Source organism: Haloplanus aerogenes, assembly GCF_003856835.1.
Taxonomy (GTDB): Archaea; Halobacteriota; Halobacteria; order Halobacteriales; family Haloferacaceae; genus Haloplanus; species Haloplanus aerogenes.
Genome location: NZ_CP034145.1, coordinates 174,603 through 192,335, shown reverse-complemented (window position 1 = coordinate 192,335; position 17,733 = coordinate 174,603). Strand labels below are relative to the sequence as shown.

Below are 17,733 nucleotides of genomic sequence, written 5' to 3'. Positions count from 1 at the left end.
TCATCGCAATCCGAACTCCGCCCACAGGGGATAGTGATCCGAGATGCGCCACGAGAGCGACGTGCGCGTCAGGTCGCGGCGCGGGAGCGCCACGTCGACGAAGTCGAACGTGCCGCCGCGCCGGTAGGGGAGCGAAAGGGCGGGCTGGCCGTGTTCGCCCGTGAACCACGCGATCTGATCGTAGAAGTGCTCCGTCGGCTCCGCGGGGTCCGCGAAGATAGTCCGCGGGACGGCGTGGAGATCCGCGGGCACCGTCAGGCCCGTCGAGACGAAGGCGTCGTAGCGCTCGTCGCCCCGGCGGTCGATGTTGAAGTCGCCGAGGGCGATCAGGTTGTGATCCCACGCGTTCACGTCGCGAGCCCACTCGTCGAGCCACGCCGCGATAGCCCGGAGTTCCGGCGTCCGCTCGTCCGGGTGGTCCCCCCAGAGGACGTGAAGGGTCACGAGGATGAACGTCTTCCCGCCACACTCGAAGGCGACGGCGTAGGGCGTCCGGGCGAACTGACGGTCGAGCGCGTCGGCGTCGATCTGGTCGAACTCGTCGGCCGGCACGACGAGTTCGCCCGCGAGGCCGCTGATCCGGGTGGTCCGCCGGTCGAAGATGAAGCCGAGGCGCTCGTCGTTGCCAGGGTCGCCTCGGGTCACGTCCGTGAGGATGAACCCCCAGTTCGGCCCGAGCGCCTTCATCGTGTGCCGGAGTGCCTTCAGGTCACCGCGAACCTCCTGCACCGCCACCACGTCGAACCGGCGGATGATCTCCGCGATGACGCGGATCGAGTGCAGGTCGCGTTTCGGGCTGTCGTCGTCGCTCGCGCGCCACTGCTCGGTGAGACCGCCGAAGTGGCGGACGTTCCACGTCCCGATCAACAGGTTGCGGTCGAGCGTCCGCGCCGGCAGGCGGTCGTCGAGCGCCGCCCGAAGCCCATCGAGGTCGCGTCGAACCGCCTCGGGCGGCGTGTCGGTGACGTGGGGCACGGTCAGTCGTGCCTCCCGCCGGTTGCCACCGCCACGCCTCTCGTCGACACCATAGGGACGACTCGCGCCGCGACTACATAGCCGTTGACACGTCTAGGGCTACCGTGTCGGCGGCTGCGACCGCCACAACCGGCAATTGTTGCTCTTTTCCCGGGGCGTCCCCACGCCGGATTCGGCGTCCGTTGCTGGACGTATTTGTACCGAAAACGCCGATAAATCAACGAATCCGTAGAACTAGTGCGTTTTGGAGGCAATTCTGTGGACGAATGCCGAGTCGTCCGGCGTCTACGCCCGCGCAGAGCGTCACGCGTCTCGGAAAATGGTGTCGAGAGGAACAGACGAATGACCCACTCGGCCGTACGCCGTTTCACTGACGGCTGACGCTTCGCCCGTGGTCGTCTCCGATGCCGGGGACGCCGAGACTGACTCGACGGGCGACATTCGCCACCATCCGATTATGAGAGACACCAACACTGACGACCGCATCGCATCGACCCGCTCCAGACGTGACGTGCTCAAGACGGCACCGCTCGGCGCCCTCGCGGCCGGGTTCGCGGGCTGTCTGGGCGGCACGGACGGCGGAACGGCCACCGGCGGCGGTGGCGGTTCCGGCGGCACCACGGCCCGGTGGGCCGGCACCCAGAACCCCGATACGACGTGCTGGAACTTCGACGAGAGCCTGCCCGAGGGGCCGGAGGGGTGTGGACTGGTCTACCCCGTCTTCGAGCTCAAACGCCGCCTCGACGAACGGGACGACGCCCCGAACATGGCGCTCGTGGGGAGCAAAGAACTCTGTAGCGAGCAGTCCTGCATGTCGAAACTGGACTCGCGAGTGATCCAACTCGGGAGCAGTTCCGTCGCCAACTCGGCGAAGATCTGGCCGGAAAACGAGATCTGGAGCATCCCGTACACGTTCCCGGTTCATCAGCGGGCTTCCATCGGCTACAGTTTCGTCCACCCGACCACGTGGGAGGAGTACTGGGTGCCGTTCGCGAAGAAGTACAACGTCGTCCCGGTCGGGTTCGACCCGCCGGGCTACCGCGCACACCTCATCGGCACGGGAAGCGACCCCGGGACGCCGGTGACTTCGCCAGCCGACTTCGAGAACCGAAAGATCCGCACCACGCAGAGCGAGGTCATCTCGACGGCGTTCGACGAACTCGGGATGAATCCGATCACCATCTCCTTCGCCGACACGCTGCAGGGGATGAAATCGGGTGTCGTCGACGGCCTCGAGATCATCACGCCCTACGCCGTCGCCGCCCAGATCACGTCAATCACCGCGCAGGTGACGCTGACCCAGTGGGCGCCGGGTCTCGACCCCATCTGGTGCCGCGTCGACTTCCTCAAGAGCCTCTCCGACGCCGAACGGTCGGCCTTCGCGGAGGTCACGGCCTCCCTCGCCGAGCAGAGCATCCAGCGCACCGACCGGATGTACGAGCGCTTCCAGGGGCTGAGCCCGGACGCGCCCGTCGAGGGGTCGAACTTCTACACCGAGGGTCCCGACGGCGACCCGGTGCAGGTCAACTGGCTGAGCGAGGACGACCTCGACGCGTGGCGCGCCCCCGTCAACCCCGTCGACAACCGTGACCTCTACAGCGACGCCATCGGCCGGGTCCACGACGAGTTCACCGACGGCTTCTTCGACCGGCTACACGACCTCGCCCGCGAGAGCGGCGTGCCCGATAAGTCGGAGAACTTCACGCTCGACGCGTGGTGGGACGACTATCTGGATCAGATGTAATTCGTTGCCGATGGCTTCTCTATCCCACTATTTCCGCACGTTCCTCGATCCGGATCGTCTCCGAGAGACGCGTCTCGGCCCCCTCGAACGCAACCTCGAACTGTATCTCGGCGGGACGCTTCTCGTCGTCTACGGGCTGGTGATCGGGTTTTCGGTCATCCAGCGCACCCTGACGGGCCAGCAGGCGCTGTGGGCACAGGAGAGCGCCATCGGGATGTTCGTCTGGGTGGCGTGGCTCTCCGTGGCCTACGTGATCCGCAACGAGGACCACCTCCGCTTTACGATGGTCCTCTCGGGGCTGTCGAACACCGGCCGGTACGTCGTCTACTGGATCGAGTGGCTCTGTTGGATCGGCTTCGCGGGCGTCGTGTTCGTCTACTCCCTCCCCGTCTTCGGCGGCTTCCTCAGCCGCGGGGCGACGATCACGGGCACGCCGGTTCCCGACGCGGTCACCTATCTGGCGGTGACCGTCGGCGTCGGCCTCGTGCTCTTTCGGGTGATCGAGCAGATCCTCTGGGTGACGTACGCGTTCCGCCGCGGCGACGACATCACCTACGCGGACGGCGAGGTGGTGGGCGAGTGATCCCCCTGCAGGCGGGGCTCGCCGGCCTCGATCCCGGCGTCGCCCTCGCCCTCCTGACCGGACTCTCGATCCTCCTGTTCGTCGTCGGGGTGCCGATCCTGCTCGTGTTCTCGACGTGGGCCATCGGCTTCACCGTCATCTTCCCCGTCTTCAGCCTGCGGAACATGGCGCTGGTCTCGTACTATCAGCTCTGGACGTTCCCCCTGACGGCCGTGCCGCTCTTTATCCTCGTCGGCGCACTGGTCAACCAGCTCCAGATAGCCCGCGACATCATCGACATGTCCCGTTCGATCGCTGGGTGGCTCCCCGGCAGTTCGGCGAACACGGCACTCCTCACCGCCGGCGTCTTCTCCGCCATCACGGGGTCGAACGCCGCGACGACCGCCTCCGTCGGCGAAGCCTTCACCGACGAACTCGACGAGGAGGGGTACGACCCCGTCTTCAGCGCCGCCACCATCGCCGCGGGCGGGACGCTCGGCATCATCATCCCGCCGAGCGTCCTGTTCATTCTGTACGGCGTCACGTTCAACCTCTCCGTCTCGGACCTGTTCGTCGCCGGCATCATCCCCGGCCTCCTGATGCTCGGCGGGTTGATCGTGACGGCGACGCTCATCTCCCACCGGCGCGACTACGGCACCGCTACCTACTCGTTCAGCCTCACCTCGATCCTCCGGTCGACGTTCCGGGCGCGGAACTCGTTGCTCGCCATCGCCGTCCTCCTGGGCGGCATCTTCACCGGAATCTTCACGCCCTCCGAATCCGCCTCCATCGCCATCCTCTTCGTCGTCACCGCGGAGTTCCTCTCCGGCCACATCGACGGGATCGACTTTGTCACCGAGTCCGTGCAACTCACCGTCTACCTCGTCGGCATCATCATCCCGGTGTTGATCACGTCGATCATGATCCAGCAGAGCCTCTCCTTTCTCAACCTGCAGGATCTGGTGTCGAACGCGATTCTGGCGCTCGATTCGCCGATCCTCGTCGGCGTCGCCCTCCTCGTCGTCATGCTGTTGAGCGGATCGGTGCTGGCGTCGATTCCGAACATGATCCTCACCGCGCCGTTGCTGGCGCCTGCGGCCTTCACCCTCGGCATCTCGCCGCTCATGTGGGGCGTGATCTTCATGATCAGCGACGCCATCGGGTTCATCACCCCACCGTACGGGCTCAACCTCTACATCATGAGTAGCATCACCGACATCGACTACATCAAAATCGCCCGCGCCGCCTTCCCCTACTTCGTCGTGCTGACTTCGGTGCTCGTCCTGTTTTTCGTCTTCCCCGAAGCGAACGTCCTCGCCGCGGGCTGACCGCCCGCGGGGACGCGCTCCACGACGAGAGATATATGTGCCCGACCGGCCGAACGTGAGCCATGTTCCTGTTGCTGACTGCGGGGCCGGATGACCCGGACGCCGCTCTGCCCTTCGTCGCCGCCAAGGGCGCACTGGCCGACGGCGACGACGTGTCCATCGTGGCGATGGCCGACGCCGTCCACCTCCTGACTGCCGACGCCGACCTGCACGCCCTCGACGCGTCGGGACTCCCGACCGTCGGGCGGACGATTGAGCGCCTTCGCGACGCGGATGCCCTCGCGGACGCCGTCGCCCTGCGCGACTGCTGTGTGGCCCGCGACATCGACGAAGCCGATCTCGCCGACTGGGCAACGATGGACGACGAGCGCGCGGTGTCACGTGTCGCGGCCCCCCACGAGACGACGCTCACCTTCTAGAGACACTCTAGACCGACTTTGCGTGGACTCCCCCCGGAGTCTGAAAAATGTTCTTTTACTAATCCGACGCGGAGAGAGGTGGAAGCACGGTGCTTCCGGAGAACCATGACAGGACACACACCGACTCGACGACGGGTACTTCGGTCGGGCGTCGCCCTCGGCGTGGGCGGACTGACGCTCGCCGGCCCGGTCGCGGCGAATCCGGGCAAGGGCGACGAACGCGGGAACGGCCGGGCGTTCGGGCGCGTCTACGCGAACGACGTACTCTGGCGCACACACGCCGTGAAGACGCTGGACGAGCGTCCCGATCCCGAAGACAGGATCTACTTCCTCCACGACGGCGAGGGGGCGATCGTCGACAACGATGACGCGAGCGACGATCAGCAGTCGCCGTTCGTCTCCGAATCGGCTCCCGGTGATCGGGACTGGAACGGCGGGAAGTGGACGCACTTCGCCGCGGAGGTGACCGACATCGACGCGTTCAACGCCGACGCCCCGCTGACGAACGCCGATGCCGTCCTCGACAAACCGTACATCGAGGTGACGCTCGGACGGCCGGGCTTCGGCCCACCGAACTACTTCATCTGTCCGCTCAACGGGCGCGCGTAGCGACCCGTTCGTGGCGGGTTTTATTTTCCCGGCGACCGTTCGTTCGCCCATGGTTTCGACTGGCGACACTGCCCCAACGTTCACCGAGACGGTCGGTACGGCCGAACACGAATCGTTCGACCTCGAGGAACACCTCGGCGACGGTCCGGTCGTCCTCGCCTTCTTCCCCGGTGCGTTCACGCCCCCCTGTCGGAACGAGATGCTCGGCCTGCAGGAGCATCTCGCCGACTTCCACGCCGCCGGCGCGACGATTTTCGGCATCAGCGCCGACTCGCCGTTCTCGCAGGGTGCGTTCCGCGAGGAGCACGGTCTGGAGTTCGACCTCGTGAGCGACATGGACGGCGACACCATCGAGGCGTACGGCCTGACGATGGACATCCCCGACCTCGGCCTCTACGGCGTCGCGAACCGGTCCGTGTTCGTCATCGACGACGAAGGCGTCGTCACGTACCGCTGGGTGGCGGACGATCCGACGAACGAACCCGACTACGACGCGATTCTCGACGCCGTCGACGCGGCCTAGACGCGCTCGACGCCGCGGACTTCGATCCGCGCGCCGCCCTCGCGTCCCTCGGTCACGGTGACGGTCCAGCCGTGGGCCGCGGCCATCTTCTCGACGATGGAGAGGCCGAGGCCCGTCCCGGACGTGGCCGTGGAGTAGCCTTGCTCGAACACGTCGCCTTGCCGCTCCTCGGGAATCCCCATCCCGTTGTCTTCGACGTAGAAGCCGTCGTCGGTCGAGAGGGTGCCGACCCGGATAGTCAGTGGATCGGCGGTGTCGGTTTCCGGCCCGCTGCCCTCGCTGTTCGTGGCGCCGTGTTCGACGCTGTCGTCGGCCTCTGGCCGACTATCCGTGGAACCGTGTTCCACGCTATCCCCGCGAGTGTTCGAGCGGGGAGTGGTCGAGCCGTGCTCGACCGAATTCCGAAACAGGTTCTCCAACAACTGTCGGAGACGGTTCTCGTCCGCCCGGATCGTCGCGTCGTCGTCGATCCGTAACTCGGCGCCGTCGGTTTCGACCGTCGACCAGCACTCGCGCGCTATCCGCCCCAGCGCCAGCGGTTCGGTGCCGTCGACGACCGCTCCCTCACGCGTGAGCGTCGAGAGGTCGTCGACGAGGGCGTCCATCCGCGCTAACGCTCGCCGACAGCGGTCGAACTGCTTTTTCTCCCCGGTCATCTCCGCGAGTTCGAGCGCCCCGCCGAGCACCCCGAGCGGGTTCCGGAGGTCGTGGGTGACGATGCTCGTGAACTCGCGGAACCGTTCGTTCTGCGCCCGCAGCCGAGCGTTGGTCTCTCGGCGGTCGAGCGCGGCGCCCACCCACCGACAGAGCAGGTCGACGAGGGTCACCTCCCACTCCGAGAAGTCCGCCGGTCGTGCGTCCTCGCCGTAGAAACAGCACGTCCCGTACACGTCTCCGTCGACGACGACGGGCGCGCCGACGTAACACGAGAAGCCTCCCTCGGTGTAGGGCGGTCGCGCCGAAAACTCGGGATCCTCGCTCACGTCGCCGACGGCCACCGTCTCCGTGTTCCGGACCACCCGCTCGCAGTACGTCACGTCCCGTGGAACCGCGTCGCCTTCCGCCGGGTCACCGTCGCCGAGTTCCCGTCCGTCCGCCCTGTCGGTGAGTTCGAGGACGAGGTCGTCGCCATCTATCTGCCCGAGGACGCCGTACTGCACGCCGAGGGCATCCGCCCCGATTCGGAGCAGTTCTTGGATCCCCTCCGTGATTGACAGCGAGGGGTCGGAGACGGCCTCGTACATCTCGCGGAGCACCCGTTCCCGCCGCTCCAGTTCGTCTTCGCGACGGATTCGGTCGGTCACGTCCTGTGACATCGCCAAGCCGCCGACGACGGCGCCGTCCTCGTTCCGGACGGGAGCGACGTGGGCCTCGAAGGTCCGGTCTCCGTACGTGAACTCGAAGGAGCGCCGCTCGCCGTCGAGCGCCGCCCGGTAGTGGTCCAGATACGCGTCCCGAAACGTGGCCGAGTGGACGGCCGTCAGCGACCGGCCCTCCATCTCGGCCGGCGAGAGCGATAGTTGCCCGAACACCGCGCCGCCGACGACCGTGTAGTGGAGGTCGGTGTCGAAGAGCGCGATTGCCCCGTTTGGCAGGGCGTCGATGAGCGTGCGGTAGTTCCGTTCCGTCTGCGTCGTCTCCGCCGCCTGCCGCGATTCGAGGCGCTGTCGGATTTCGGCCGCTTGGAGCGCCCGACTGATCGTCTCGCCGAGTTCTTCGAGGACGCTCAACTCGATTTCGTCGAAGGCGTCGGGATGCCCGGCGTAAATCGCCAGCATGCCGGTCTGGCCCCCGCCGTACGAGAGTGGGACGACGGCCACCGACTCGTAGCCGTACCGATCGGCCACCTCGTGCCACGGTTCGAACGTCGGATCGTCCCGGATGCGCTGGGCGACCTGTAGCTCTCCCGTTCGGATCGCCCGGCCGCCCGGCCCCCGTCCGCGCGGGCTGTCGTCGTAGTAGAGGGTCACCTCGTCGAGATAGTCGTCCGCGTCGCCCACGGACGTTCGCGGGACGATCCGGGGGCTGTCCGCATCGGGTTCGCCGATCCAGGCGAACCGGAACGGGGTGGCGTCGGCGAGCGTCCGACAGACGGCGTGTTCGATGTCGTCGACGGTTTCGGCCGCGACGAGTCGGCGGTTGATCTCCCTGATCAGCGTGTTGATGTGCTCCTGTCTGGCCGCCCGTTCGCGGAACCGCGCGGCATCGACCGCGTTCACGATCCGATTGATCAGGATTTCGTACTGTTCACTCTCCGGCGACTTCTGGACGTAGTCGGTCACGCCGGCCGAAATTGCCTCGCTCGCCACCTCCTCGCTCCCCTTGCCGGTAAAGAGGACGAACGGGCAGTCGCCGTACGTCTCGCGGACGCGTTCGAGAAACTCGACGCCGTTCAGCCCCGGCATATCGTAGTCGGAGACGACACAGTCGATAGCCGCCTCGTCGAGGATCTGCAGCCCCTCGTCGGCGTTCGTGGCCGTGATCACCTCGATCCGGTCGTCCTCACGTTCGAGGAAGGTCGCTGCCATGTCGACGAAGGCGGGAGCGTCGTCGACGTGCAGCACTCGGATCGTTTCGGTTCTGGAACCCATCTACACCTCACCTCTCGGGGAGAAAACGGATAAGTCCGCTCCTGCCACTCGTCACCGATTCAGCGCCGACCGGAGCGTCGCCAGTAGCGTGGGATCGGTGGGTTCGAATCGGCGGAGTTGGGCGGCGTCGGTGAAGGCCGCCCGCCCGAGCAGGAGACTCGCCGTCATGCTGGTCAGGCCGCCCGCGGCGAAGATCATGCCCATGATGACGAACTGGTATTCGGCGGCGTAGATGGGGTTCGCGCCGCCGAGGATCATCCCCGCCATCATCCCGGGGATGTACACCAGCCCGAGCGTCCGCATCGCGTCGACGACGGGGATGAGCGACGCGCGGACCGACTCCGTGACGAACTCCGAGATGGCACGTTCGGGCGGGACGCCCAGCGCGAGGACGGCCTCGATTTCGTCCCGGTTCGACTCGATTTCCCCCTGGAAGCGATCCAGCGTCAGCGAGTTCGTCTTCATCGCGTTCGCGATGATCATCCCGCCGACGGGGACGAGGTTGCGGACGGTCGACTCGATGGCGCCCGCGGCGACCATCGTCACGATGACGACGGCCGACCCCACGCCGAGCGAGATAACGGAGATGCGGAAGGCGTCGGGGACGCCGTCGCCTCGCTTGCGTGACTCCCACGCCGCGTAACAGACCATCGCCGCGAGCAGGAGGCCGGAGTAGGCCAGCGGAATGGTAAAGAGGACGCCGATGAGCGCGCCCATCGCCAGCACTTGCACGAATCCGCGGGCGAAGGAGCCGCCGAGTTCCCGCTCCAGCCCCAGATTCCGGAGCGAGGAGATGCCGATCACGACGGCCGCGAGCGTCGTCGCCGCCGCGACCTGAAACAGGCCCTCGATCACGACGGGGTCGGTCAGCCGGTCCGGGAGCACCATCACGTGATCACCTCCCGGGGCGTCCCCACGTCGACGATGCGCCCGTCGCGCATCCGCACCACGCGGTCCGCCAGCCGTTCGGCCTGCCGTTCGTCGTGTGTGACGAGGACGACCGTCCGCCCGCCCGACGCGAGCAGGTCGGACAGCAGTCGTTCGACCTCCGCTTCCGCCGCGCTGTCGAGGCTCGCGGTCGGTTCGTCCAGCAGGATCACCTCGGGGTCGTTGACGACCGTGCGAGCGATGGCGACACGCTGGGCCTCCCCGCCCGAGAGGTCGCTCGTCTCCCGGTCGGCGTAGCCCGCGAGACCGACGGCGTCGAGCAGGTCCGCCAACCGCTCCTCGCTCACCGTCTCGCCGCGGAGCCGCGGCCCGATGGTGACGTTCTCGCGGACGGTCCCCGACCGGAGCGCCGGATTCTGTGGGACCAGCCCCACCCGTTTTCGGAGTTGCTGGGGGTCGAGCGTCCGGTAGTCGGTCCCGTCGAGATACACCGTCCCCTCGGTCGGCTCGTCGAGCCGGTCGAGCAGGCGGAGCAACGACGACTTGCCGGCGCCGGAGGGGCCGACGATGGCGATCGTCTCCCCGCTCGCGACGTCGAGCGACACCTCATCGAGAATGCGGTCGCCCTCGACTTCGAAACCCAGATTGTCGGCGCGCAGATTCGTCATGGATCGGCGGGTAGCGTGCCCGTATCGCCCGTAATACTCCCCTCCGCATGAACGTTCGGCCCCCGAAAGACCGAAGGGCCATCTATGCGAATAGTTATCACATGACGAACGACGCGACGGTCGACACCGGGGAGGCACCGATTTCCGGGGCGGTCGTCGAGCGCGTGGCCGAAGGGGTCGACCCCGATGCGCCGGCCATCGCCGACGCGCTCCTCGCACTCAACGCGGAGTTGCTCGGCCGTCACGCCGAGTTCGAACGCACCGCCGACTACGTCACCGTCGACGGGACGCGCGCCTACCGGATCGACCGCGACGAGTGGGCCACCCTGATCGACGAGTTCGACTTCGAGGATCCGATGGCGGCGGCCGTCCGCATCACTCACACCGAACAGGCGCGTCTCCTCTTTACCACCGCTGTCGACGCCGACGACCGCTTCACGCCCGACGAGGCCGGCGTCGTCGTCGGCATCGACACCGCCGAGCAGTTCTAGGACTATAATACGGTCGCGGCCACACGCTGTCACCGTGGTGGCTCTCGACGGCGACCGTGGGCTAGCGGCCGTTCCGTGGCGCTCGCGCACGCTCTATGTCATCCTCTCGTGTTCGCTGATGGGCGTGATGGGCGTCTCGCTGGTCAGCCCCGTCCTGCCCGACCTCCGGCCCGTCTTCGGCGTGAGCGACGCGCAGGTGGGACTGGTGATCACCGCCTACACCCTGCCGGGCATCGTCGTCACACCCTTCGTCGGTCTCGTGGCCGACCGATTCGGCCGGCGGCGGGTCGTCGTCCCGCTCCTCTTTCTGTTCGCTATCGCGGGCGCCGGCGTCGCCTTCGCCCGCACCTTCACCGAGGTTATCGTCCTCCGATTCCTCCAGGGGATCGGTGCGAGCGCGCTCATCACCCTCGCCGTGACGCTCATCGGCGACGTGTACGAGGATCGCCGCCGCGACGCGGTGATGGGGGTCAACGGGAGCACTATCGGCACCGGGGCGGCGTTCTACCCGCTCCTCGGCGGCGCGCTCGCCGGGATTCGCTGGTCGGCGCCGTTCCTGTTTTTCGGCGTCGGCGCGCTCGTCGGCCTCTTCGCCGCCGTCGCCCTCGTCGAACCCGAAGCCGAGCGGTCGACGGACGTGCGGACGTATCTCGGTCGGCTTCGGACCGTGGCCGTCCTCCCGCAGGCGATGGCCATCTTCGTCGCGCTCTTTGCTGCCTTCTTCATATTCTACGGCGCCATCCTGACGGCCCTGCCGCTCCTCCTCCGTGACGCCTACGCGCTCGGTGCCGGTCGGATCGGCGTGACGCTGTCGGCCGTCGCGCTCGCCAGCGCCGCCGTCTCCTCGCAGTACGGGCGCCTCTCCGACCGGCTGGCGGCGCCACGGCTCGTCGCGGTCGGGTTCGTCGCCTACGGCCTCGGGCTGTTCGGCGTCCGCCTCGCACCGTCGCCGGTCGGCATCGCCGTCGCGCTCCTGATCTTCGGCGTCGGCTTCGGCGTCGTGATGCCCTCCATCGACACCGCGGTCGTCACGCTCGTCGACGACGACCTCCGCGCCGGGGTGATGAGCCTCCGGACCAGCGTGCTCCGACTCGGGCAGACGGTCGGCCCGGTCGCCTTCACCGCCACGGCGGACGCCGGGTTCGCGAGCACCGTCGCCGGTTACCGCGCCCTCCTCGTCGTCGCCGGCGCCGTGGCCGCCGTCGCCGGTGGCGGCTACCTCCTCTACTCGCGGGGCTAGGCCTCTGCCTTCCGCGTCTGTTCGACCGTCACCACGGGCACGTCCGCGTTCGCCAGAATGAGTTTCGAGACGCTGCCGAGCAGGATCTTTCCGAGACCCGTGCGCTTGCGCGACCCGATGACGATGTAGTCCGGGTCGAGTTCTTCGGCCACCTGCAGGATGTGGTTCGCCGTTCGGCCCGTCGGCAGGTCACGCCGGGTCTGCTCCGGCATGATCCGGAGGTCGATGCCCTCCAGATCGCCGATGACGGACATGACGATGTCCTCTATCTCCCGGCGTGCGGCCTCCTCGTCCTCGTCTTCGGGCACGACGTGGAGAATCACGAGTTTCATATCCATCTTCGTCGCGAGGTCGTACGCGGTCTCGACGACCCCCTTGCATCCGGGATCTCTGTCAATGGCTGTCAGTATCACCATGCTATCAGTAATCCCTAACGATAATTAAAGCGCTTTCGACCGCGTCATTCATTACTGCCCGAATTTCGCCCCCCTCGCCCCACCGATTCCCGGTGTCGCCGTTCAGTCCATCGATTATCTACGTCGACGGCGTGTTAAATGACCTTAAGGAATATGGTCCTCATGATAAATAATGCAAAAAGTGCGCCTTTCCTCGTTTATACCATGTTCACTATCTTTCATCGGATTGGATATGCGGCAGAGACCACCACGATTCACTTCCGCGTCGACGTTCGTCGGCACTTCCGAGCGTATCGCACAGTTCCAGCCAGGTTCACACGGTGCCCACACGGGCGGTGATCCGACGTGAGTACCGGCACGGCCGAGGCGGCCGAGGCGGGCGAGCATCGCATCTCCCAGCCGCCTCAGACGCTGAAGGAGTTCTTCAGCTACATGGGTCCGGCGTGGGTGTTCACCGCCTCGCAGATCGGCGGCGGTGAGGCCCTGAGCGTCCCCGTCGGGGGCGCCTACCTCGGGATGCGTGCGATCTGGCTCATCCCCCTGATCACCTTCACCAAGATCTTCGGACAGTACTTCCTCGTCCGCTACGGCGTGATGAGCGGCGATACGTTCCTCGACGCGCTGTACAGACAGCCCAAGTGGCTGAAGTGGATCTTCTACTACGTGTTCCTCGGTGGTCTCGTGTACGCCATCGGCCTCTCCGGCCACCTCGGCGAGACGGCCGGCGCCGCACAGACCCTCGTTCCGGTCGGGTCCATCGGCGCCCTCAACGGCACGGGCTTCTGGATGATCGTGACGGTGCTCGCCGGACTCGCCGTCGTCCTCATGCGCTCGTACAGCCTCATCGAGAAGCTGTCGACGACGCTGCTGTGGGTGTTCCTCACGCTCATCGCGGCCGTCTCCCTGCTCACCGCCGACCAGTGGGCCGGTGGCCTCGCGCAGGGTCTCATCCCCTCGGTCCCCGGCTACGTCGACGGCCTCGGCGTCGGCGGGATGGCCTTCGTGGCGACGATGTTCGGCTGGATCGGTGCCGGCTTCGGCCCCACCGTCTCCTACGTCTGGTTCGCCAAGGACAAGGTCATGGGCATGTTCGAGCCCAAGGCCAACGGCACCGAAATTTCGAAGAAGGACCTCACCGACGAGGAGATCAAGCGGCTGAAAGGCTGGGGCGACATGGTGCTCTGGCAGAACATGATCTCGTCGGTCATCCTCGCCGTCTTCTCCTTCTTCATGTGGACGGCCGCGGCCGCGACGCTCCACGGCACCGAGATCGTCGAATCCGGCGAACTCGGCGGCTTCGAGGTCATCCCGCAGATGGCGGTCATCTTCACCAGCGTCTACGGTGAGTGGTCGGCCGGCATCTTCCTGCTGTCCGTGATGGCCGCGCTCTTCTCGACGCTCATCGGCCCGCTGTACGGCATGTCCCGGCTCTGGGAGGACGCCTTCGCCATGCACGGCCTGTTCGAGAAGTTCGACGTCACCCGCGACACGGTGTTCCGACTCACCGTCGTTCTCTTCGCGGCGATTCCGCTGGGCCTCAACCTCGTGTTCGAGGCGCCGCTGTTCCTGTTCGCCCTCTCCGGCATCCTCTTCGCGCCGGCCGTCGGCCTGATGTACCTCGCCGCACTCTACATGTCCTACACGGACATCGATCAGCCCGGTCTGGTGCCCGAGCGGAAGTGGGCCGTCGCACTCGCCCTGTTCGCCGCCATCGCGCTGATCGCCACCGCGGCCTACGACGTCTACCCCACGCTCATGGGTCTCTTCGGGTAGCTCACGCCCCCTAGTCGGACTTTTTTCGGATCACGGTCGTCGATCGATCACGATCGGACGGCCATCGCGAATCAACTATTACGTCGGTCCGTTCCGTGCGTTCGCGCGTGTCGTCTGGTTCGGCACCGACGGGACCAGCTACATCGTCCGAGAGACCGCCGTCGACCCCACGTTCGACGTGCCGTCGGTCGACGTGGGGTATCCGTGGGTCGCAAACGAGTCGAACGACGGGGTCGATTCCGTCACAGTCAGCGGGACCGTCGTCGACTGCGACGTGACGAGCAACGACAAACTCCTCGACGCCGACGACGCGCACATCTTCGGCAGCGTCGACGTGGCGCAAGACGGCCTTCTCGCGGAATCGGTGACTGTCCGGTCCGAAGGCGCCAAAATCGACAGCAGAACGGTCGGTGGCTCGGTCGCGTCCGAACGGACGGTCGGGGTCGTCGGCGGGCGTCCCGTCGGCGGCGACGCCGAGAGCGAACTCAAGCCGGTCAAGGCGCGCTCCAGCGAGGTGTCGGGGGACGTCGTCTCCAGCGATGGCGTCAAACTGCAGGACGCGATCGTCACGGGCGACGTCGACGAGACCTTCGACGGCACGAACTCGACGGTGAACGGATAGGACTGTGGCGCGTACTCACCGACGGACTACGACGACCACTGATCGTCGTCGATCCCCGCACGCTGCGGCGGCGGGGGATACAAAACACACCCGCTGAAGCGCCTCCGGAGCGTGATGGCGAACTCGTCGGACGCGACGATCACCGACGAGTTCACGGACCGATACGGGTCAGTCGATCTGCGGGTCGTCGTCGAGGTTCTCGCGGGCGGCGTCGAGCAGGAGTTTCCGCTCGGCGCGGGCGACGACGCGGCGCACCTCGCCGACGGCGTCGATGTTCGAGGAGAGGGAGCTGATGCCTTTCTCGACGAGGAACTTCGCCATGTCGGGGTGGGAGCCGGACTGGCCGGTGATCGTCGTGTCCACGTCGCGTTCGTTACACGCCTCGATGACGTTCGCCATCGCCTCCAGGATGGTGGGGTGGAAGTCGTCGAAGCGGTCCGCGACGTTCGCGTTGTTGCGGTCCACCGCGAGCATGAACTGGACGATGTCGTTCGTCCCGAGGGCGACGAAGTCGATGCCCTCGTCGAGGATTTCGTCGATGGATCGGATGCTGGCCGGCGTCTCGATCATCGCGCCCCAGCGGCGCTTCTCGGGGTCGATGCCGACCTCTTCCATCAGTTCCCGCGCCCGACGCACGTCCTCGGCGTCGTTGGGGAGCGGGAACATGACCTCGACGTTGTCGTAGCCCATGTCGTGCAGGCGCTTGAACGCGCGGAGTTCGAGTTTGCACATCTCGGGCTCTTTCAGCGACCGGCGGATGCCGCGGTAGCCGAGCATCGGGTTGTGTTCGTGGGGTTCGTTCTCCCCACCTTCCAACTCGGCGAGTTCGTCCGTCGGCGCGTCGAGGGTCCGAGCGCGGACCGGCCGCGGGTAGAACGCGTCGGCCACCTTCCGGATCTCCTCGGAAATCTCCTTGACGAACGCCTCCTCGCCGTGGTCGGCGACGTACTTCTCGGGCGTCTTGCTCGTCGAGAGGAGGATGTGCTCCAGTCGGAGGAGACCGACGCCGTCGGCGCCGGTGTCGGCGGCGCGCTGGGCCGCGTCCGGGATGGAGACGTTCACTTTCACCTCGGTCGCCGTGGTCGGCGGGCCGCCGCTGCCGCCCTCGACCTCGCGGTCCCCCTCGGGTTCGGCGTCTTCGACCGTCTCGGTTTCGGGTTCGGCGACGACGACGGTGCCTTTCTGGCCGTCGAGCGTGATGCGCTGGCCGTCGGTCAGCACGTCGGTCGCGTCGCCACAGCCGACGATGGCCGGCACGCCGAGTTCGCGCGAGACGATGGCCGCGTGGGAGGTCATTCCACCTTCGTCGGTGAGGATGCCCGCCGAGCGCTTCATCGCGGGCACCATGTCCGGCGCCGTCATCTCGGTGACGATCACGTCACCCTCGTCGATCCGGTCGGCTTCCTCGATGTCCTCGATAATCTTGACGGGTCCTGTCGCGACCCCCGGACTCGATCCGTAGCCCGACGTCAGTTCCGTGCCCGGTTCCAACTCCTCGTCGACTGCCTCGGTCTCGTTTGCCGTCATTTAGATGTCGCCAATGCCCATCACTTCGTTCGTCAGTTCGATACTCTCCTCCGCGTCGGCTTCGCCCATCATCGCACGGATGGCGTCGACGTTCTCCGGAACCACGTCGCTCTCGCGGTGGATGGACTGGAAGAGGTGGAGCTGTTGGCCGTCCATGCTGATGGAGTCCTCGAAGATCTGGTTCTCGTAGAGGTTCATCCGGTCCCGGCCGCGGTCGAGGGCGAACTCCTGCAGTTCCCAGCCGGAGTCGATGCCCAGGTCGCCGTCGATAACGTGGATGCGCGACTGCGAGGCGAGCAGGTCGCGGACCTCCTCGGCGCTCGGCTCCGCGCCGAGTTCCACGTTGATGCCGTGGAAGTGGTGGCGCACCGTCGGCACCTTCATGCCCATCGTCGTGATCGGACCCATGTCCGGGATGACTTCGAGGGCGTCCGGGCCGTGGTGCGAGGGGAGCGTGACCGGGTCCGCGGAGATGACTGCGTGCTCGCCGCGACAGCGGACGAGCGTGATGCTCGCGCGCTCGACGCCGTACTCCTCGTGGAGCGGCGCGAACATCCGGTTCAGACCCGTCGTGTTACAGGAGACGATGCGGACGTAGTCCTTGTCCGTCGCTTCCGAGTAGTTGGCACGGGCGGTGAAGCTCGCCTCCGCCACGTCCGCGCCCTCGCCACCCTGGAACAGGGCGGGGGTGTCGTGCTCCTCGTAGATGGGGCGGTACTCCGCGCCCATGCCCGCCGGCGTCGCGTCCGCGACGATGTCGCTCGCGTCGATCAGGGCCTCGATGTCGCCCGCGACGTCCATGCCCACGTCTTCCCAGCGGTCTTCCCGCCCGTCGGGGACGTAGATGTCGTAGCCCCGGTCCGCGGCTGCGTCCGCCGTGTGGTTCGGACTGGCCTTGCCGATGCCCACCAACTCCATGTCGGGCATCGAATTCACTGCATCGGCAACGCGCTTACCGATGGTACCGTACCCATTAACGCCTACGCGGATCATACAGGCGGTTGATCTCTCCCTCATATAGAGTCGACGCACCGCGCATATTTTGCATGAACTTTCATATTTAAAGAGCGAGCGTACGGAGAGGGAGTGTCAGCCGTAGGCGACGCCCATGGTCAATCCGAAACAACAGGTCTCCAGTCGTGGCATTCGCATCCTCGGACTCTTCGTCCTCGTGTATCTCCTGATCGGGTCGTACATATACTTCTACATGGATCTCCCCGTACTCGCGTACGTCGCCTACGGCGTCGTCAGTTGGCTCGGCGGGATGGTGCTGTTCTACCGCCTCCACACCAACTACATGGCGAACCTCGAACCCTGATTCTCGTCCCCGCTACCTGCCCCGTCCGGTAGCCCCCGC

General features: G+C 66.4%; 17 protein-coding genes and 1 pseudogene. 11 read left to right on the top strand and 7 right to left on the bottom strand.

Annotated elements, in window-relative coordinates; all coding sequences use genetic code 11:
* The gene (locus tag DU502_RS01000) at nucleotides 1-975 is read right to left on the bottom strand and encodes an endonuclease/exonuclease/phosphatase family protein (protein WP_121921125.1); all 975 of its coding nucleotides are present in this window, start codon (nucleotides 973-975) and stop codon (nucleotides 1-3) included.
* A 457-nt stretch (nucleotides 976-1,432) separates the two neighbouring features.
* Between DU502_RS01000 and DU502_RS00995 the strand changes: the two genes are divergently transcribed.
* The 6 genes from DU502_RS00995 (at nucleotide 1,433) to DU502_RS00970 (ending at nucleotide 6,160) form a co-directional block, all read left to right on the top strand.
* Complete coding sequence (locus DU502_RS00995; protein ID WP_124896986.1) at nucleotides 1,433-2,719, top strand: TRAP transporter substrate-binding protein; 1,287 nt, start codon at nucleotides 1,433-1,435, stop codon at nucleotides 2,717-2,719.
* 10 nt (nucleotides 2,720-2,729) lie between these two features.
* Nucleotides 2,730-3,302 carry a TRAP transporter small permease gene (locus DU502_RS00990; protein WP_121921127.1) on the top strand — a complete coding sequence of 191 codons (573 nt, stop codon included), beginning with the start codon at nucleotides 2,730-2,732 and terminating at the stop codon, nucleotides 3,300-3,302.
* Nucleotides 3,299-4,609 carry a TRAP transporter large permease gene (locus tag DU502_RS00985; RefSeq protein WP_121921128.1) on the top strand — a complete coding sequence of 437 codons (1,311 nt, stop codon included), beginning with the start codon at nucleotides 3,299-3,301 and terminating at the stop codon, nucleotides 4,607-4,609. The genes DU502_RS00990 and DU502_RS00985 overlap by 4 nt, the downstream gene beginning before the upstream one ends.
* A gap of 62 nt (nucleotides 4,610-4,671) precedes the next feature.
* A complete protein-coding gene (locus DU502_RS00980) occupies nucleotides 4,672-5,028 on the top strand; it encodes a DsrE family protein (RefSeq protein ID WP_121921129.1) in 357 nt (118 codons plus the stop codon).
* 105 nt (nucleotides 5,029-5,133) lie between these two features.
* Entirely contained in the window at nucleotides 5,134-5,637 is a 504-nt protein-coding gene (locus DU502_RS00975) for a hypothetical protein (protein WP_121921444.1), read from the top strand.
* A 49-nt stretch (nucleotides 5,638-5,686) separates the two neighbouring features.
* A complete protein-coding gene (locus DU502_RS00970; protein ID WP_121921130.1) occupies nucleotides 5,687-6,160 on the top strand; it encodes a redoxin domain-containing protein in 474 nt (157 codons plus the stop codon).
* Here DU502_RS00970 and DU502_RS00965 read toward each other — a convergent pair.
* Genes DU502_RS00965 through DU502_RS00955 form a run of 3 tightly spaced genes read right to left on the bottom strand, consistent with a single transcriptional unit; the run spans nucleotide 6,157 to nucleotide 10,307 of the window.
* Nucleotides 6,157-8,751, bottom strand: coding sequence for a GAF domain-containing protein (locus DU502_RS00965; RefSeq protein WP_121921131.1), 2,595 nt, complete (start codon nucleotides 8,749-8,751; stop codon nucleotides 6,157-6,159). The genes DU502_RS00970 and DU502_RS00965 overlap by 4 nt on opposite strands.
* 51 nt (nucleotides 8,752-8,802) lie before the next feature.
* On the bottom strand, nucleotides 8,803-9,639 hold the full coding sequence (locus tag DU502_RS00960; protein WP_121921132.1) for an ABC transporter permease: 837 nt from the start codon (nucleotides 9,637-9,639) through the stop codon (nucleotides 8,803-8,805).
* Entirely contained in the window at nucleotides 9,639-10,307 is a 669-nt protein-coding gene (locus DU502_RS00955) for an ABC transporter ATP-binding protein (RefSeq protein WP_121921133.1), read from the bottom strand. The genes DU502_RS00960 and DU502_RS00955 overlap by 1 nt, the downstream gene beginning before the upstream one ends.
* Before the next feature lie 101 nt (nucleotides 10,308-10,408).
* On the opposite strand from DU502_RS00955, the gene DU502_RS00950 reads away from it, so the two are divergent.
* Both DU502_RS00950 and DU502_RS00945 read left to right on the top strand, forming a co-directional pair.
* The gene (locus DU502_RS00950) at nucleotides 10,409-10,798 is read left to right on the top strand and encodes a hypothetical protein (RefSeq protein ID WP_121921134.1); all 390 of its coding nucleotides are present in this window, start codon (nucleotides 10,409-10,411) and stop codon (nucleotides 10,796-10,798) included.
* Between the two features lie 34 nt (nucleotides 10,799-10,832).
* A complete protein-coding gene (locus DU502_RS00945; protein ID WP_199722735.1) occupies nucleotides 10,833-12,038 on the top strand; it encodes an MFS transporter in 1,206 nt (401 codons plus the stop codon).
* On the opposite strand, the gene DU502_RS00940 is transcribed toward DU502_RS00945, so the two are convergent.
* The gene (locus DU502_RS00940; RefSeq protein ID WP_121921135.1) at nucleotides 12,035-12,454 is read right to left on the bottom strand and encodes a universal stress protein; all 420 of its coding nucleotides are present in this window, start codon (nucleotides 12,452-12,454) and stop codon (nucleotides 12,035-12,037) included. The genes DU502_RS00945 and DU502_RS00940 overlap by 4 nt on opposite strands.
* 345 nt (nucleotides 12,455-12,799) lie before the next feature.
* Here DU502_RS00940 and DU502_RS00935 point away from each other — a divergent pair, with 345 nt between their 5' ends.
* Both DU502_RS00935 and DU502_RS00930 read left to right on the top strand, forming a co-directional pair.
* Nucleotides 12,800-14,227, top strand: coding sequence for an Nramp family divalent metal transporter (locus DU502_RS00935; protein ID WP_121921136.1), 1,428 nt, complete (start codon nucleotides 12,800-12,802; stop codon nucleotides 14,225-14,227).
* A gap of 178 nt (nucleotides 14,228-14,405) precedes the next feature.
* Nucleotides 14,406-14,849, top strand: a complete 444-nt coding sequence (locus DU502_RS00930; protein WP_121921137.1) for a hypothetical protein — start codon at nucleotides 14,406-14,408, stop codon at nucleotides 14,847-14,849.
* Between the two features lie 168 nt (nucleotides 14,850-15,017).
* Here DU502_RS00930 and DU502_RS00925 read toward each other — a convergent pair.
* Both DU502_RS00925 and DU502_RS00920 read right to left on the bottom strand, forming a co-directional pair.
* A pseudogene (locus DU502_RS00925) lies at nucleotides 15,018-16,331 on the bottom strand (putative PEP-binding protein); the annotation flags it as partial.
* Between the two features lie 45 nt (nucleotides 16,332-16,376).
* Nucleotides 16,377-17,369, bottom strand: a complete 993-nt coding sequence (locus DU502_RS00920) for a type II glyceraldehyde-3-phosphate dehydrogenase (protein WP_121921139.1) — start codon at nucleotides 17,367-17,369, stop codon at nucleotides 16,377-16,379.
* Nucleotides 17,370-17,484: 115 nt separating this feature from the next.
* Here DU502_RS00920 and DU502_RS00915 point away from each other — a divergent pair, with 115 nt between their 5' ends.
* On the top strand, nucleotides 17,485-17,694 hold the full coding sequence (locus DU502_RS00915) for a hypothetical protein (protein WP_121921140.1): 210 nt from the start codon (nucleotides 17,485-17,487) through the stop codon (nucleotides 17,692-17,694).
* Nucleotides 17,695-17,733 lie beyond the last annotated feature (39 nt).

Coding starts and splice junctions, on each gene's coding strand:
- DU502_RS00995 (WP_124896986.1), top strand. CDS start 1,433: ATGAGAGACACCAACACTGACGACCGCATCGCATCGACCCGCTCCAGA.
- DU502_RS00990 (WP_121921127.1), top strand. CDS start 2,730: ATGGCTTCTCTATCCCACTATTTCCGCACGTTCCTCGATCCGGATCGT.
- DU502_RS00980 (WP_121921129.1), top strand. CDS start 4,672: ATGTTCCTGTTGCTGACTGCGGGGCCGGATGACCCGGACGCCGCTCTG.
- DU502_RS00975 (WP_121921444.1), top strand. CDS start 5,134: ATGACAGGACACACACCGACTCGACGACGGGTACTTCGGTCGGGCGTC.
- DU502_RS00970 (WP_121921130.1), top strand. CDS start 5,687: ATGGTTTCGACTGGCGACACTGCCCCAACGTTCACCGAGACGGTCGGT.
- DU502_RS00965 (WP_121921131.1), bottom strand. CDS start 8,751: ATGGGTTCCAGAACCGAAACGATCCGAGTGCTGCACGTCGACGACGCT.
- DU502_RS00960 (WP_121921132.1), bottom strand. CDS start 9,639: ATGGTGCTCCCGGACCGGCTGACCGACCCCGTCGTGATCGAGGGCCTG.
- DU502_RS00955 (WP_121921133.1), bottom strand. CDS start 10,307: ATGACGAATCTGCGCGCCGACAATCTGGGTTTCGAAGTCGAGGGCGAC.
- DU502_RS00950 (WP_121921134.1), top strand. CDS start 10,409: ATGACGAACGACGCGACGGTCGACACCGGGGAGGCACCGATTTCCGGG.
- DU502_RS00940 (WP_121921135.1), bottom strand. CDS start 12,454: ATGGTGATACTGACAGCCATTGACAGAGATCCCGGATGCAAGGGGGTC.
- DU502_RS00920 (WP_121921139.1), bottom strand. CDS start 17,369: ATGATCCGCGTAGGCGTTAATGGGTACGGTACCATCGGTAAGCGCGTT.
- DU502_RS00915 (WP_121921140.1), top strand. CDS start 17,485: ATGGTCAATCCGAAACAACAGGTCTCCAGTCGTGGCATTCGCATCCTC.